The organism is Phenylobacterium terrae (assembly GCF_042681205.1).
GTDB classification, from domain to species: domain Bacteria; phylum Pseudomonadota; class Alphaproteobacteria; order Caulobacterales; family Caulobacteraceae; genus Phenylobacterium; species Phenylobacterium terrae.
Window position 1 is genome coordinate 140,387 of sequence record NZ_JBHUEY010000012.1, and the last position, 15,026, is coordinate 155,412.

13 protein-coding genes are annotated in these 15,026 nt (G+C 72.7%); 4 read left to right on the forward strand and 9 right to left on the reverse strand.

Annotated elements, in window-relative coordinates; genetic code table 11:
- The first annotated feature begins 8 nt into the window (after nt 1–8).
- Both ACFSC0_RS20165 and scpA read left to right on the forward strand, forming a co-directional pair.
- The gene (locus tag ACFSC0_RS20165) at nt 9–1,433 is read left to right on the forward strand and encodes a methylmalonyl-CoA mutase family protein (protein WP_377281752.1); all 1,425 of its coding nucleotides are present in this window, start codon (nt 9–11) and stop codon (nt 1,431–1,433) included.
- Between the two features lie 5 nt (nt 1,434–1,438).
- Complete coding sequence (scpA, locus tag ACFSC0_RS20170) at nt 1,439–3,592, forward strand: methylmalonyl-CoA mutase (RefSeq protein WP_377281753.1); 2,154 nt, start codon at nt 1,439–1,441, stop codon at nt 3,590–3,592.
- 3 nt (nt 3,593–3,595) lie between these two features.
- Here the strand turns inward: scpA and ACFSC0_RS20175 are convergent, their stop codons facing one another.
- The 9 genes from ACFSC0_RS20175 to ACFSC0_RS20215 form a co-directional block, all read right to left on the reverse strand.
- On the reverse strand, nt 3,596–4,042 hold the full coding sequence (locus tag ACFSC0_RS20175) for a DUF4112 domain-containing protein (RefSeq protein ID WP_377281754.1): 447 nt from the start codon (nt 4,040–4,042) through the stop codon (nt 3,596–3,598).
- A 71-nt stretch (nt 4,043–4,113) separates the two neighbouring features.
- Nucleotides 4,114–5,094, reverse strand: coding sequence for an N-acetyl-D-Glu racemase DgcA (gene dgcA, locus ACFSC0_RS20180; protein WP_377281755.1), 981 nt, complete (start codon nt 5,092–5,094; stop codon nt 4,114–4,116).
- Between the two features lie 7 nt (nt 5,095–5,101).
- Complete coding sequence (locus ACFSC0_RS20185; protein ID WP_377281756.1) at nt 5,102–5,581, reverse strand: hypothetical protein; 480 nt, start codon at nt 5,579–5,581, stop codon at nt 5,102–5,104.
- The gene (locus ACFSC0_RS20190; protein ID WP_377281757.1) at nt 5,578–6,159 is read right to left on the reverse strand and encodes a response regulator; all 582 of its coding nucleotides are present in this window, start codon (nt 6,157–6,159) and stop codon (nt 5,578–5,580) included. Before ACFSC0_RS20190 ends, ACFSC0_RS20185 begins: the two co-directional genes overlap by 4 nt.
- A gap of 61 nt (nt 6,160–6,220) precedes the next feature.
- Nucleotides 6,221–8,761 (reverse strand): coiled-coil domain-containing protein, encoded by a 2,541-nt coding sequence (locus ACFSC0_RS20195; RefSeq protein ID WP_377355254.1) that lies wholly within the window; start codon nt 8,759–8,761, stop codon nt 6,221–6,223.
- 141 nt (nt 8,762–8,902) lie between these two features.
- The gene (locus ACFSC0_RS20200; RefSeq protein WP_377281759.1) at nt 8,903–9,127 is read right to left on the reverse strand and encodes a hypothetical protein; all 225 of its coding nucleotides are present in this window, start codon (nt 9,125–9,127) and stop codon (nt 8,903–8,905) included.
- A gap of 109 nt (nt 9,128–9,236) precedes the next feature.
- The gene (locus ACFSC0_RS20205; protein WP_377281760.1) at nt 9,237–9,770 is read right to left on the reverse strand and encodes a methylated-DNA--[protein]-cysteine S-methyltransferase; all 534 of its coding nucleotides are present in this window, start codon (nt 9,768–9,770) and stop codon (nt 9,237–9,239) included.
- On the reverse strand, nt 9,751–11,259 hold the full coding sequence (locus ACFSC0_RS20210) for an AlkA N-terminal domain-containing protein (protein ID WP_377281761.1): 1,509 nt from the start codon (nt 11,257–11,259) through the stop codon (nt 9,751–9,753). The genes ACFSC0_RS20205 and ACFSC0_RS20210 overlap by 20 nt, the downstream gene beginning before the upstream one ends.
- Before the next feature lie 185 nt (nt 11,260–11,444).
- Nucleotides 11,445–11,867, reverse strand: a complete 423-nt coding sequence (locus ACFSC0_RS20215) for a response regulator (RefSeq protein ID WP_377281762.1) — start codon at nt 11,865–11,867, stop codon at nt 11,445–11,447.
- Nucleotides 11,868–12,038: 171 nt separating this feature from the next.
- On the opposite strand from ACFSC0_RS20215, the gene cysD reads away from it, so the two are divergent.
- Nucleotides 12,039–13,001 carry a sulfate adenylyltransferase subunit CysD gene (gene cysD / locus ACFSC0_RS20220; RefSeq protein WP_377281763.1) on the forward strand — a complete coding sequence of 321 codons (963 nt, stop codon included), beginning with the start codon at nt 12,039–12,041 and terminating at the stop codon, nt 12,999–13,001.
- Nucleotides 13,001–14,941: a sulfate adenylyltransferase subunit CysN gene (gene cysN, locus ACFSC0_RS20225; RefSeq protein WP_377281764.1), complete on the forward strand. Its 1,941-nt coding sequence runs from the start codon at nt 13,001–13,003 to the stop codon at nt 14,939–14,941. The genes cysD and cysN overlap by 1 nt, the downstream gene beginning before the upstream one ends.
- Nucleotides 14,942–15,026: the final 85 nt, after the last annotated feature.

Below are 15,026 nucleotides of genomic sequence, written 5' to 3' on the forward strand. Positions count from 1 at the left end.
CCAGGGCCATGACAGATGTCGCCTCCCTCGCCGCCGGCTTCCCGCCCGCCTCGGAAGAGGCCTGGGCCGAGCTCGTCCGCAAGACGCTCAAGGACCGCCCGCCGGAAACGCTGAAGGGCGCCACCGCCGAGGGCCTGCCGATCGAGCCGCTCTACCGGCCGGCCGCCGACGCCCGGCCTCTGCTCGGCCCGCGCGATCCGGTGCGGCCCTGGGACGTGCGCACCCTGACCAGCCACCCCGATCCGGCCCGCGCGAACCGCGAGGTGCTGGCCGACCTCGGCGGCGGCGCGGCCTCGGTGATCGTGCGGATCGACCCGACGGGCGAGCGCGGCGTCGCCGTCGGCTCCGGCGAGGGCCTGGCCCGCGTGCTCGAGGCCGTCGAGCTGGAGCTCGCGCCGGTGGCGCTGGAGGCCGGCTTCCTCGGGCCCCAGGCCGCCGACTGGCTGCACGCGCTCGCCAAGTCCTCGCCCGGCGCGCGCCTCCTCTTCCACCTCGACCCGCTGAGCGCCTTCGCCGAAGCCGGGGCCAGCCCCGGCCCGGTGGAGAGCCACGTCATCGCCGCCGCGAACGTCGCCGCGCGCCTCTCTCAGGCCTATCCCAAGGCCGGGCTTTTCCTCGCCTCGGGCCGCATCGTGCATGAGGCCGGCGGCGGCGAGGCGGGCGAGATCGCCTTCGCGGCGGCCGCCGGCCTGGCCTACGCCAAGGCTCTGGTCAGGGCCGGCCTGCCGATGGATGCCGCCTTCGGCGGCGTCACCCTGGGGCTCGCGGTCGATTCCGACGTCTTCCTGAGCCTCTCCAAGCTGAGGGCCGCCCGCCTCGTCTGGGGCCAGATCGCCGAGGCCTGCGGCGCACGGGCTCCCGTCCGCGTCGAGGCCCGCGCCTCCCAGCGGATGCTGGCCGCCAGGGACGCCTGGACCAACATGCTGCGCCTCACCGCCGCCGGCTTCGCCGCCGCGACCGGCGGCGCGGACGCGGTGGTGCTGGGCTGCTTCACCGACCCCCTCGGCCTGCCCACCGCCTTCGCCCGCCGCCAGAGCCGCAACACCCAGCTGGTGCTGATGGAGGAGGCTCATGTCGGCCGCGTCGCCGACCCCGCCGCCGGCTCGGGCTACGTGGAGACCCTGACCGAACAGCTCGCCCGCGCCGCCTGGCACCGCTTCCAGGCCATCGAGGCCGCCGGCGGGATCGTCCCGGCCCTCGCCTCGGGCCTGATCGCCCGCGACGTCGACGCCGCTCGCGCCGCCCGCGAGGCCGCCGGCAAGCCCCGCATCGTCGGCGTCACCGCCTTCCCGCCGGACAAGGACGCCCCGCCGGAGGTGGAGCGCGCAGAGCCCCGCCCGGTGGAGGCGCCCTCGCCCCGCCTCCCCGGCCCCGACGGCGCCTGCCCGCCGCTCGCCCCGATCCGCCTCAGCGCGCCGTACGAGGTGGCGTGAAGCCCATGACCCAGTTCCCTGATTTCACTCAGATCGCCTTCGAGCCCGTCGCGCCGTACGCCGCGGCGGCGGGCGCGCCGTGGGACACCCCCGAAGGCATCGCCGTCCAGCCCGTCTACGGCCCGGACGCCCTGGCCGGCCTCGACACACTCTCGGGCCTGCCCGGGATCGCGCCCTACCTGCGCGGCCCCTACCCGACCATGTACCTGACCAACCCGTGGACCATCCGCCAGTACGCAGGCTTCTCCACGGCCGAGGACTCCAACGCCTTCTACCGGCGCAACCTGGCGGCCGGGCAGATGGGCCTGTCCATCGCCTTCGACCTGGCCACCCACCGCGGCTACGATTCCGACCATCCGCGGGTGAAGGGCGACGTCGGCATGGCGGGCGTGGCCATCGACTCCATCCTCGACATGCGCACGCTGTTCGACGCCATCCCGCTCGACAAGATGAGCGTGTCGATGACCATGAACGGCGCCGTCCTGCCGGTCATGGCGCTCTACATCGTCGCCGCCGAGGAGCAGGGCGTGCCGCACGCCGCGCTCACCGGCACGATCCAGAACGACATCCTCAAGGAGTTCCTGGTCCGGAACACCTACATCTATCCGCCCGAGCCCTCGATGCGGATCGTTTCGGACATCTTTTCATACACTTCGCGCGAAATGCCGAAGTTCAACTCGATCTCCATCTCCGGCTACCACATGCAGGAGGCCGGGGCGACGCTGGACCTGGAGCTGGCCTACACCCTGGCCGACGGGATCGAGTACGTCCGCGCGGGGATCGCCGCCGGCCTTCCCGTCGACGCCTTCGCGCCGCGCCTGTCGTTCTTCTGGAACGCGGGCATGAACGCCTTCATGGAGATCGCCAAGCAGCGGGCCGCACGCCTGCTCTGGGCCAAGCTCATGAAGGAGAACTTCGATCCGAAGGACGCCCGCTCGCTGGCCCTGCGCGCCCACACCCAGACCAGCGGCTGGTCCCTGGCGGCCCACGACGTGTTCAACAACGTCGCGCGCACCTGCGTCGAGGCCCTCGCGGCGGTGGGCGGCCACACACAGAGCCTTCACACCAACTCGCTCGACGAAGCCCTTGCACTGCCTACGGATTTCTCCGCCCGCATCAGCCGCAACACCCAGCTGCTGCTGCAGGCCGAGGCTGGCCAGACGCGGGTCATCGACCCCTGGGGCGGCAGCTTCTACATCGAGCGGCTGACCACCGAGCTCGCCGCCCGAGCGCTCGAGCACATCGCCGAGGTCGAGGCCCTGGGCGGCATGGCCAAGGCCATCGAGGACGGCCTGCCCAAGCGCCGCATCGAGGAGGCCAGCGCCCGCACCCAGGCCCGCATCGACGCGGGCGTGCAGAGCGTCGTCGGCGTCAACCGCTACCGCCCCGAAGGCGCCGACGAGATCCCGGTGCTGAAGGTGGACAACACCGCCGTCCGCGAGCGCCAGATCGCCAAGCTGAAGAAGCTGAAGGCCGAGCGCGACGGCGCCGCCGTCGAGGCCGCGCTCACCGCGCTGACCAACGGCGCCATCGGGAACGCGAACCTGCTGGAGCTGTCCGTGGCGGCCGCCAGAGCCCACGCCACCGTCGGCGAGATCAGCGAGGCCCTCGCCAAGGCCTTCGACCGCCACGTGGCCAAGGCCGACGCGGTGAAGGGCGTCTACCTCGCCGAAGCCGGCGCGACGCCCGCCGCCGACCGGGCCAAGGCCATGGCCCAGGCCTTCGCCCAGGCCGACGGGCGCAAGCCCAAGGTGCTGGTGGCCAAGATGGGCCAGGACGGCCACGACCGCGGCCAGAAGGTGGTCGCCTCCGGCTTCTCCGACCTCGGCTTCGACGTGGTGATCGGCGACCTCTTCCAGACCCCCGCCGAGACCGCCGCCCAGGCGGTGGCCGACAACGTCCATGCGGTGGGCGCAAGCTCGCTGGCCGCCGGCCACCTCACCCTGGTCCCCGAGCTCAAGGCCGAGCTCGCCCGCCTAGGCCGGCCGGACATCCTGGTGGTCGTCGGCGGCGTCATCCCGCCGGAGGATTTCCAGGCCCTGAAGGACGCCGGCGTCGGCGCCGTCTTCACCCCCGGCACGGTCATCCCGGAAGCGGCCATCGAAGTCCTGGAACGGCTGAACGAGCTGCTCGGCTACGCGCAGGAAGCGGCGGAGTAGGCGCTACCGCCGCGCGCCGCGGAAACCGGCGCCGCCGTTCACGGCCCGCCCTCGCCGGCCGCGCCGGCGGAACAGCCAGTCGTCCCCGAGTGCGGAAGGGCCGTGCCGCTCTTCGATGTCCCGCTGCAGCGACTTGGCGGCCATGGCGTGGCCGCGGAACAGGGTGTCCACCGCCCAGCCGAGGACGGGCACGCCGGAGCTGGCCGAGTCGGCCAGCAGGAAGGCGGCCATCTTGGCGATGGTGGCGGGCCTGGCGCCGGCGTTCACCGCCTCGGCGAGCAGCAGTCCGCCTGCGCCCAGGCTGTAGACCGCGTTGGCGCCTGGCACCCAGGCGATCACACCGTCGATCCCGAGGCCGAACGGGCCGATGCCGACCACGCGGTCGGACAACAGCTTGATCCGCTCGGCGGACCGCCAGGCGCGGTGGGCTTTGGCCTTGTCGTCGGTCATGGGGGCGAAACGCGTTCCTGCACCAGATGCTCCGACCAAGATGGGAGCGGCCAGGCCCGAGCGGGAGCCCCCTACCCCCAGAGCTCAGGCGCCGGCGGCTCGATCAGCGAGCCCGTGAAGCGCAGGCCGGGCTCGCGGTCCCTGGCCAGCAGCAGCGGCCCGTCCAGGTCCACGAACTCCGCCCCCTGGGCGAGGATCATGGCCGGCGCCATGGCCAGCGAGGTCGCGACCATGCAGCCCACCATCACCTCCAGCCCCAGCCGCCGCGCCTCCTCGACCATGGCCAGCGCCTCCGTCAGGCCGCCGGCCTTGTCGAGCTTGATGTTCACCGCCCCGTAGCGGGCCGCGCAGCGGGCGAGGTCCTCGCGGGTGTGGCAGCTCTCGTCGGCGCAAAGCAGCACCGGGCTCTTCCAGCCCTCCAGCGCCGCGTCCTCAGCCGCCGGCAGCGGCTGCTCGATCAGCTTCACGTCGAGCCGCGCAAACTCCGGCGCGAGGCGCTCAAGGTCCTCGAAGCTCAGCGCCTCGTTGGCGTCCACCACCAGCCGTGTGCGCGGCGCCGCAGCCCTAACGGCGGCGACCCGGTCGAGGTCGTCCGCGCCGCCGATCTTCAGCTTCAGCATCGGCCGGCGGGCGTTGTCGCGGGCGGCCTGCGCCATCTCCTCGGGACTGGCCAGGCTCAGGGTGAAACAGGTCTTCACCGGATCCAGGCGCGCGCGGCCGGCGAGCCGCCAGGCGGGCGCGCCCGTGCGCTTCGCCTCCAGGTCCCAGAGGGCGCAGTCCAGGGCGTTGCGCGCCGCCCCGGCCGGCAGACGGGCCTGCAGCGCCGCCCGGTCGAGCCCGGCCTCGATGTCGCCGCGCAGGCTTTCGATCTGGGCCATCACGCCGACCGGCGTCTCGCCATAGCGGGCGTAGGGCACGCATTCGCCCCGTCCCCGGGCCGCGCCGTCGGCGATCTTAGCGATCACCACCTCGGCCTCGGTCTTGGCGCCGCGGGCGATGGTGAAGGCCCCGGCGATGGGCCAGCGCTCGGCGGCGCAGGTCAGTCTCCGCACGGCGGCCTCAGCCGCCCGGGGTTCCGGCGTAGCGCCCGCTGACCCGCCGCAGCCCCTGCAGCACCGCCGCGGCGGCCTCGCCGTCCTTGGCGCCGGCCTCGCCCATCAGCAGCCGCAGCGAGCGAACGTGCACGCTCACGGCCTCGGCGTCCCAGCGCTCGCACCGGGCCAGATGGTCGAGCAGATCGCAAAGGCTGCGCAGCGCCTCGTCCACGGACGGTCGCTGGCAAAGGCTCGCCAGGCCGATGGCCCCTTGAGCCAGGCCGTAGAGCTCCTCGAGGCCCGCGGCCTCGAACTGAGCCGGCCGCTGCGCCGCACAGGCTTCCACCGCGGCCAAGGCCGCAGCCAGCTCCTCGCGGGCGGGCGCCTCTAGCTCGGCCAGTCCCGCTTCGGCGGCGACCACGGCGTCGGCCACCGGCGCGCCGCCGGGAATCCGGAGCAGCTTGCCGAGCCGGTTCTCCGGCACGAAGAAACGAACGGCGCTCACGGGTTCACCTTCGACAGGGCCTCGCCGTCGGCCGCAGCGGCCGCCAGCGCGGATTGGAGGAGCTGGTCGGTCCGCCGCCGCCGCGGGTGGCCCTCCGGCAGCTCGATGTCGCGGAACCGGCGGTCCGGGCCGATGTAGCGGTCGCAATCCACGAACTGGCGGCCCTCCCGCGCGATCCAGATGATTCGTTCCAGCACGCCGATCGCGGTCAGCGGCTTGGCGATGATGAAGTGGGCGCCGCAGTCCCGCGCCCGCTGCACGTCCGCGGCGCGGGTGTGGGCGGTGGTCATCAGCACCGGCGCGTGACAGTTCATCTTGTAATCCGACCGGCGCAGCCAGTGGACGAAATCATAGCCGTGCCCCTCCGGGCCCAGAGTGTCGACGACCATCAGGTCGAACTGGTTCACGTCCAGGAAGTCGCGGGCCTCGGCCGTGCTGGTGGCGCGCACGATATTCTTGGCCCCGAAGCCGGAGAGGATCTGCACGAGGACCTGCATGCCGAGAGGCGTCGCCTCGAGCACCATGATCCGCGCCTCGGACAGATTGAACCTCGCGCGCGATGTCGCGCTGAGGGCCATGGGCCGCCTCCCGGTTTTGTCGTGGCGCCCAGTAGGCGCCCGCACCGGTTAAGGAAAAGCCCTAGGCCAGGTCGCCGGCCGCCGCGTCGACCAGCAGGAAGGCCCGGCCGGCGTCGGTGTCGAGCAGGTTGGCGACCATGTAGCCGCGCGAGTCGCGCTGGGCGGCCTCGGTGAGCACGGCGCGATAGCTGCTCACGAACCCGGCCGCGGCCGACTTCAGTTTCTTGTCGCCGTTCAGGCGGCGCGACAGGCGCCGGATGGCGGCGGGCGCGAGGCCCTTCACCACCTCGCGGGCGCCGGACGCATCGCCGGCCTGGATGACCGCGGCCAGCTCGTCGGTCCGCGGCTGCGGCAGCAGGGCCGTGGCGTCGACGCCCATCCGGGCGACTTCGGCCAGCACCACCGCCTCGGCGTCCTCGGCCTGCTCGTCCGCGCCCTCGCCCTCGTCGATGGAGGAGAGCAGCTCCTTCCAGGTCCAGCCGTCCGCGCCGGCCATGGGCGCCGGCGGCTCCTCGAGGCGAGCGCCGCCGGTGGCGGACTCGAACACCTGGGTGAACTCCTCGTCCGTGGCGGTGGGCGTGAGCCTGAGGCGGGGGCGCAGGCCCAGCCGCGCCGCCGTCGGCTCCAGCGCCGGGCCCGCCTCGGCCTTCTCCGGCGCGGGCCTGGCGGCCTTGGCGGCGTGCCCGGGCTCGGGCGCCTGGGGCTTCGGTTCCGGCGCGGCGGCGGCCGGCGCCGGCGCGGGCGCAGGGGCCGGCGCGGCCGCCCCGGTCACCGCGCCCATCAGCTGCACGGCCTGGCTCAGGACCTCGTAGTTGCGCCGGACCCGCTCCTGGAAGGCGGTGTCGATCGCCTGGGTCTCCTCGGCGGTGCGGCGGGCCTGGCCGATCAGCGCCTCGATGCTGTCGGCGACCGCATCGCGCACGTCCTGGGCCTGGCGGCGCGCGCTGGCCGGCAGCTCGGCGGTGCGGCGCTCGATGTCGGCCAGCATCTGGGTGAGTTCGGTGAGCGCCTCGCGGGCGGCGACCGCCCCGGACTCCAGCTTGCGTGCGGTGTCCGCGCCGGCCTGCTCGACCAGTTGGGCGCTGCCCTCGATCAGGGCGCGGGCTTCGCCGAGGCGGGCCTCGAACACCTGGTTGGCCTTCTGGCCGGCCGCGAAGGCGGCTTCAGCGAGCTGGTCCACCTGTTCGCGGGCGGTCTGGGCCTGGCGGGCGGCGGCGGCCTGGGTCTCCTGGACGGCCTTGGCGAGCGCCTCGACGGCGGCGCGGGCCTGCGTCTCCAGCCGCTCGCGCTCGGCGCGGGCCGCCTCGGAGACGACCGAGATCGAGCGGCCGGCGTCCTGGGCGAAGGCGTCGCGCTCGGTCGAGGCGGTGCGGGTCAGCTCGGCGAACCGCTCGGACGCCTCGGCGATCAGCCGGCGCAGCGCCTCGCCCTGCTCTAGGGCCCGCTGCCCCATCCCGGCGGCGACCTCGCGGGCGTCGGCGATGAAGTTGGACAGCTGCGCGGCCTGGCTCTCGGCCTCGGCGGCGAACGCCGAATGGTCGGCGCGCAGGGCGTGGGCGACGGTCATCAGCGCCGCGCGCTGCTCGGACAGCCCCTGCTCGGCGGCCCGCACCTGGTCGGCGACGCCCATGCCGGCCGTCTCGAGGCGGGCGACGTGGCGGGCCAGGTCTTCGCCGGCGACCTTGGCCGCATCGCTCGCCTGGCCGGCGGCGGCGGTCAGGTCGGCGGCGCGCGAGGCCAGCGAGGCCTCGGCCTCCCGCAGCTGGGTCTCGGCCAGATCCGAGGCTTCGGCGACCATCCGCGCCTGCTGGGTGATGGCGTCGGCGACCTTGGCGGCCTGGCCGCCGAGGGTCTCGGAGAGGCCGCTCATCTGCGTCCGCTCCTGGTGCAGGGCCTGGGCGAGCTCGCGGGCGGTGCGCGAGGAGGTGGCGGCCGCCTCGGCCAGCCGCTGGGTCTCCTCGGCGAGCGCCTGGCGCAGCGAACTGAGCGACTGGTGGGCGCTGCGGGCGGCCTCGGCGGCGGCCGAGATGTCCTCGCGCAGGCCGCTGGTCACCTCGCCGACTTCGCCGGCCGCCAGGGCCGCGGGCGCGACCATCTGGTGAGCCAGGGCCTGGGTGCGCCGGGTCTCGGTCGCCAGCAGCTGGCCCTGGCGGTAGAGCCAGGCGCCGGCCCAGACGAACAACGCCGGTAGCAGGGCGATCACGAAGAAGACCGTCTTGGCGAATACGTCGGTCGCCAGCGCCGCGCCGCCGTCGCGCAGGCCCCAGGCGTAGGCGATCGGGAACAGCGCCAGGATCGAGACCGCGAAGGCGGCGGTCCACACCGGCCAGCCGGGCGGCGGCCTCACCGCGTCCGCGCCCGTGCGCGCGACCGGCGCCGGCGAGATGGGCGTGAAGTCGTTCTCCTCGGCGGTCGCCGGCGGGCTCGCCTCGACAGGCGACAGCGCGCCGCCGGCCGCGGGATGGAAGCCCGTCTGCCGCTTGCGGAAGACGTAGCCCAACTCGACGTCCGGCTCCGGATCGGCCAGTTCGGCCGGGACGTCGACGGTCTCGTCGCTGAGGGACTGAAAGTCTGCCGGCTGACGCCGCTTCTTGATCTTCATGCGCGGCCCGACAATCGGCCTTTCCCACCCGATGGCCCGCGTGCATGGCGCAGGCCTACCCGGCGGCAGGATTAGCGCCGAAAGCGGCGGAGGAAAATCGGCTGTGCGCGCTTAGCTACGGATTGTCGCGAATTGTGGCGCTCAGGCCTTCACGATGCGGGCGGCGGTCTCGGGGCAGTCCTCGGCCTTGACGGCGGAGGCCGGCTTCACGGCGCGGGCGGGCGACGGCGTCACGCGCGCGACCGTGCGGGCGACCGGCGCCGGACGCTCGGGCTGCTTGACCTCGACGGCCACGCCGAAGTGCGAATAGGCGGCGGCCGACGAATGCACGACCATCGCCGTCACGATTTCCGTCAAGGTAGCCATCGGATCTCTCCCAAGCGCTCCGATACGACTCCGCAGGGGTTGGTTATCCGTTAAGCGCCGCCTTGGGGCAATGTCGCAGAACATGAAATTTCGGTCATGTGCCTGCAGATCAGGCAGCCAGCGCCGGCTTGAAGCGCGCCCCTTCATGCTTCAGCAGCCAGGCCTTGCGGGGCAGCCCGCCGCCGTAGCCGGTCAGCGACCCGTCCGCGCCGATCACCCGATGGCAGGGCACGACCACGCCGATCGGATTGGCCCCGTTGGCCAGCCCCACCGCCCGCACGGCCGTGGGCGCGCCGATCCGCTCGGCCAGGCCGCGGTAGCTCAGCGTCTCGCCGGGCCGGATCGTCAGCAGCCCGTCCCAGACCTTCTGCTGGAAGGCCGTGCCCGCCCGCCGCCTCGGCAGCGCCTCCAGGGCGGAGAGCTCGCCGGAGAAATAGGCCTCTACGGCCGAGCGGGCCGGTGAGCGGCCGGGGACCAGCGCCACCTCCCCGTGGTAACGGGCCAGCAGCCGGCGCATGCGGCGCTCGTAATCCTCGAAATCGAAGGCGAGCAGCGCGCCCGCCTCGTCGGTGACCACCAAGGCCTCGCCGACAGGGGTCGGGATCCGGTCGAGGACCGCAGGCTCAGGCCGCCTGTTTCGCATGTTTGCGCTCCTTGATCGTCTTGGGCGGGGCGAGCGCCGCATCGGCGGCCCACAGGTGCAGAGCCGCGTAGGCGCGCCAGGGCCGCCAGCGTTCGGCCCGTTCTGACAGCTCGACGAAGCTCGGCCGCTCGCCAGTCAGCCGCTCCAGCGCCCGCACCAGCCCGACATCCCCGTGCGGGAAGGCGTCCGGCTCGCGCAGCTCGCGAAGAGCGATGTACTGGGCGGTCCACTCGCCGATCCCCGGCAGCGCCTTCAGCCGGGCGACCTGGGCCTCCAGTTCGCCGTGCGGGGTGAACAGGCCCGGGTCCGCGCAGGCGGCCGCGGCGAGCCGCTCCAGGGCATGGCCGCGGGACCTGGGCATCCCCAGGGCGGCGATGTCGGCGCCGACCAGCCGCTCGGGCGCGGGGAAGACGTGCGTTAGCCCCGGCTCGGCGAGCTCCGGCGGCAGCGGCTCGCCGTAGGCCTCGACGATCTTGCCGGCCAGCCGCGTCGCCGCCGAGACGGTGATCTGCTGGCCGAGGATGGCCCGCACGGCGAGCTCGAAGCCGTCCCAGGCGCCGGGCGTCCGGAGCCCCGGCCGGGCCTCCACCAGCGGCGAGAGGTCGGGGTCCGTCGACAGGTGCTCGCCGATGGCGACGGGATCGGCGGTCAGGTCGAAGACGCGGCGCACGCGGGCGATCACCGCCGGCAGGGCCGTCATGTCGGTGAAGCGGACCGTGGCCTGCAGGGCCCGCCCGTCCGGCGCCGGCTCCACCGCGACCACGCCCCGGCGGGCGCCGATCGCCAGGGTGCGGACGTACCGCTGCGGGGTCACCACCTCCACGCCGGGGATCGCCCGGCCGGCCAGGAAGGCGACCAGCTGGTCCCAGTCGTAGGGCGGCTTGTAGGCCAGGCGAAGGGTTGCGCCGGCCGCCGCGCTCGTCTCGGCCGCGCCGGAGCGGCGCAGGGCGCCGGGCGGACGGCCGAACAGCTGCTGAAAGGTCTCGTTGAACCGCCGCACCGAACCGAAGCCGGAAGCCAGGGCGACGTCGGCCATGGAGAGCCGCGTCTCGTGGATCAGCTGTTTGGCGAGCAGCACCCGCCGCGTCTGGGCCACCGACACCGGCGAGGCGCCCAGGTGCAACTGGAACAACCGCCGAAGCTGCCGCTCGCCGACTCCCAGCCGGCCGGCCAGCGCGTCCACGTCGCCTTCGTCCAGCGCGCCGGCCTCGATCAGCGCCAGCGCCCGCGAGACGGTGTTCGAGCTGCCGCGCCAGGCGCCGAGGTCCGGCGAGGTCTCCGGCCGGCAGCGCAGGCAGGGCCGGAACCCCGCCTCCTGGGCCGCCGCGGCCGAGCGGTAGAAGGTGACGTTCTCGCGCTTCGGCGTGCGGGCCGGGCAGATCGGCCGGCAGTAGATGCCGGTGGTCTTCACGCCGATGAACAGCCGCCCGTCGAAGCGGGCGTCGCGGGTGCTGACGGCGCGGTAGCAGGCGTCCGGGTCGAGATCCATGGCCCGACGATGGGCGCTTGCGCGGCCCAAGTCTCGCGGTTTTCGGACTCTGACGTCGCAGAAACCCCCATCATCCCGGACGGCCTGCAAGGCCGATCCGGGACCCAGCTGCTGCGCGCGGGATCCTGGGTCCCGGCGCTCCAGCCCTGCGGGCTTGCGGCCGGGATGACGGTTGAGGATGCCGGCTACGTCCGCGGCGGCGTATACGCCCCCCTGGCCGCTGCGAGGGCGACGATGCCCCAGGCGAGGCCGACGTTCTCCACCGCTTCGAGCAGGGCCTCGCGGGTCAGCGGCGCCGCGCGGACCTCCAGGCCGGGATGCTCGCGTCGCAGGGCCTCGACGGCGGCGGCGGGCGCGAGCGCGAGCACGGCCGGCCCCCGGGCCTCGGCACGCAGGTCGGCGAGCAGCGCCGCCTCCCGCGCCGGGTCGCGCCCGAGTGTGAGCAGCACGACGCCGGGCGGATCGGCCGCCAGCGCCGTCCGCGCCTCGGCCTCGCTCCGGGCGACCTCGATGCGGTTGGCGAGCCTCAGGTTCGCCAGCACGGCCAGGGTCTCTTCGAGGGCCCGCGCGTCGTCCTCGATCAGCAGGATCGGTCGCAGCTCGCTCACGTCGCCTCCGTCGGCCGCGCACGGGCCGTCAGTTTTCCTAATAGCGCTTCCACGGTTAGGTTGCTTGCGCTCCTTGGGCCCCTCCCCTACCTGACCGAGCGAAGGGCCGTTAGTCCGCACGTCGCCAGGCCGGCGCGGGCGGCTTTTTATTAGATTTTGAGGTCGCCCCGAATGGACGCCCGCGTCGCGACCGCCTTTGCACCGATGGCTGACAGCACCGCCACGATTTCCCCGCAACGGCTGACCCACCTCGAACGCCTCGAGGCGGAGAGCATCCACATCATGCGCGAGGTCGTCGCCGAGTGCGAACGGCCGGTGATGCTCTACTCCATCGGCAAGGACAGCGCGGTGATGCTGCACCTCGCCGCAAAGGCCTTCTACCCCTCCAAGCCGCCGTTCCCGCTGCTGCACGTCGACACCACCTGGAAGTTCCGGGCGATGTACGAGATGCGCGAACGGATGGCCCGCGAGCTCGGCTTCGAGCTGCTGGTCCACCAGAACCCGGAGGCCCTGGCCAAGGGCATCAACCCGTTCGACCACGGCAGCGCGCTGCACACCGACATCTGGAAGACCGAAGGCCTGAAGCAGGCCCTCGACAAGTACGGCTTCGACGCCGCGTTCGGCGGCGGCCGCCGGGACGAGGAGAAGAGCCGCGCCAAGGAGCGGGTGCTCTCGTTCCGCACCCCCGAGCACCGCTGGGACCCCAAGAACCAGCGCCCCGAGCTCTGGCGGCTCTACAACACCCGCAAGCGTCCGGGGGAGAGCTTCCGCGCCTTCCCGATCTCCAATTGGACCGAGCTCGACATCTGGCAGTACATCTACCTGCAGAACATCCCGATCGTGCCCCTCTACTTCGCGGCCAAGCGGCCGGTGGTCGAGCGTGACGGCACGCTGATCATGGTCGACGACGACCGCATGCCGCTGAAGCCCGGCGAGACCCCGCAGATGAAGTCGGTGCGCTTCCGCACCCTCGGCTGCTACCCGCTGACCGGCGCCATCGAGAGCGAGGCCGCGACCCTGCCCGAGATCATCCAGGAGATGCTGCTCACCACCACCTCCGAGCGGCAGGGCCGGATGATCGACCACGACCAGTCCGCCTCGATGGAGAAGAAGAAGCAGGAGGGCTACTTCTGATGGCTCTCGCCGACACCGCCCCCGCCAAGGCCGGCGCCCACCAGTCCGACCTCATCTCCGAGGACATCGAGGCCTACCTCCACGCGCACGAGCACAAGAGCCTGCTGCGGTTCCTCACCTGCGGTTCGGTGGACGACGGCAAGTCGACCCTGATCGGGCGGCTGCTCTACGACTCCAAGATGATCTTCGAGGACCAGCTGGCGGCCCTCGAAGCCGACTCCAAGAAGGTCGGCACCCAGGGCGGCGACATCGACTTCGCCCTCCTCGTCGACGGCCTCGCCGCCGAGCGCGAGCAGGGCATCACCATCGACGTCGCCTACCGGTTCTTCTCCACCGACAAGCGGAAGTTCATCGTCGCCGACACCCCCGGCCACGAGCAGTACACGCGCAACATGGTCACCGGCGCCTCGACGGCGGACGCGGCCATCATCCTGATCGACGCGCGCAAGGGCGTGCTGACCCAGACCCGTCGGCACAGCTACCTGGTCAGCCTGCTCGGCATCCGCCACGTCATCCTGGCCGTCAACAAGATGGACCTGGTGGACTGGTCGCAGGAGACCTTCGACGCCATCCTCGCCGACTACCGCGCCTTCGCCGAGCAGATCGGCATCAAGGCCTTCCACGCCATCCCGATGTCGGCGCTCAAGGGCGACAACATCACGACGAGCAGCGACAAGGCGCCCTGGTACGCCGGGCCGCCGCTGATGACCCTGCTGGAGACCCTGGAGGTCGAGGACGACCTGCAGGAGAAGCCCTTCCGGATGCCGGTGCAGTGGGTCAACCGCCCCAACCTGGACTTCCGCGGCTTCTCCGGCCTGATCGCCTCCGGGACCATCGCGACCGGCGACAAGGTCAAGGTGCTGCCCTCCGGCCGCGAGAGCACGGTGGCGCGCATCGTCACCTTCTCCGGCGACCTGCCGCGGGCGGTGGCCGGCCAGTCGGTGACCCTGACCCTGGCCGACGAGATCGATGTTTCGCGCGGCGACGTTCTGGCCGCCGCGGGCGATCCGCCGGCCGTGGCCGACCAGTTCGAGTCCACCATCGTCTGGTTCGACGAGGAGGCCCTACTGCCGGGCCGGCCCTACCTGGTGAAGCTCGGCGCCCGCATCGTCGGCGCCCAGATCACCGAGCCCAAGTACAAGGTCAACGTGAACACCCTCGAGCACCTGGCCGCCAAGCGGCTAGAGCTGAACGAGATCGGCGTCTGCAACCTCTCGCTCGACGCGCCCGTCGCCTTCGACCCCTACGCGGAGAACAAGGACCTCGGCGGCTTCATCCTGATCGACCGGCTGTCCAACCGCACGGTCGGGGCCGGCATGCTGCACTTCGCCCTGCGCCGCAGCCAGAACATCCACTGGCAGGCGCTGGACGTGAACAAGTCCGCGCGCGCCGCGCTGAAGGGCCAGAAGGGCCGCGTCGTCTGGCTGACCGGCCTCTCGGGCTCGGGCAAGTCGACCATCGCCAACCTGGTCGAGAAGCGGCTGCACGCCGACGGGAGGCACACCTACATCCTCGACGGCGACAACGTCCGCCACGGCCTCAACAAGGACCTCGGCTTCACCGACGAGGACCGGGTGGAGAACATCCGCCGGGTCGCCGAGGTGGCCAAGCTGATGGTCGACGCGGGGCTGATCGTCCTCGTCTCCTTCATCTCGCCGTTCCGCGCCGAACGGCGGCTGGCCCGCGAGCTCTTGGCCGAAGGCGAGTTCATCGAGGTGTTCGTCGACACGCCCCTGGAGGTCGCCGAGCAGCGCGACGTCAAAGGCCTCTACAAGAAGGCCCGGGCCGGCGAGCTGAAGAACTTCACCGGCGTCGACAGCCCCTACGAGGCCCCCGAGCGCCCCGAGATCCGCATCGACACCACCGCCATGACGCCGGCCGAGGCCGCCGAAGAGATCGTCCGCTGGCTGGACGGCGACCTGGGCGACTACAGCATCTGACCCCCTCCTCTCCGCGACCTGAACGCGCGGGGGGAGTGGCCGGGACAGCGGCGTGGCGGCCCCGTCGCACACGCGTCCGTGACGG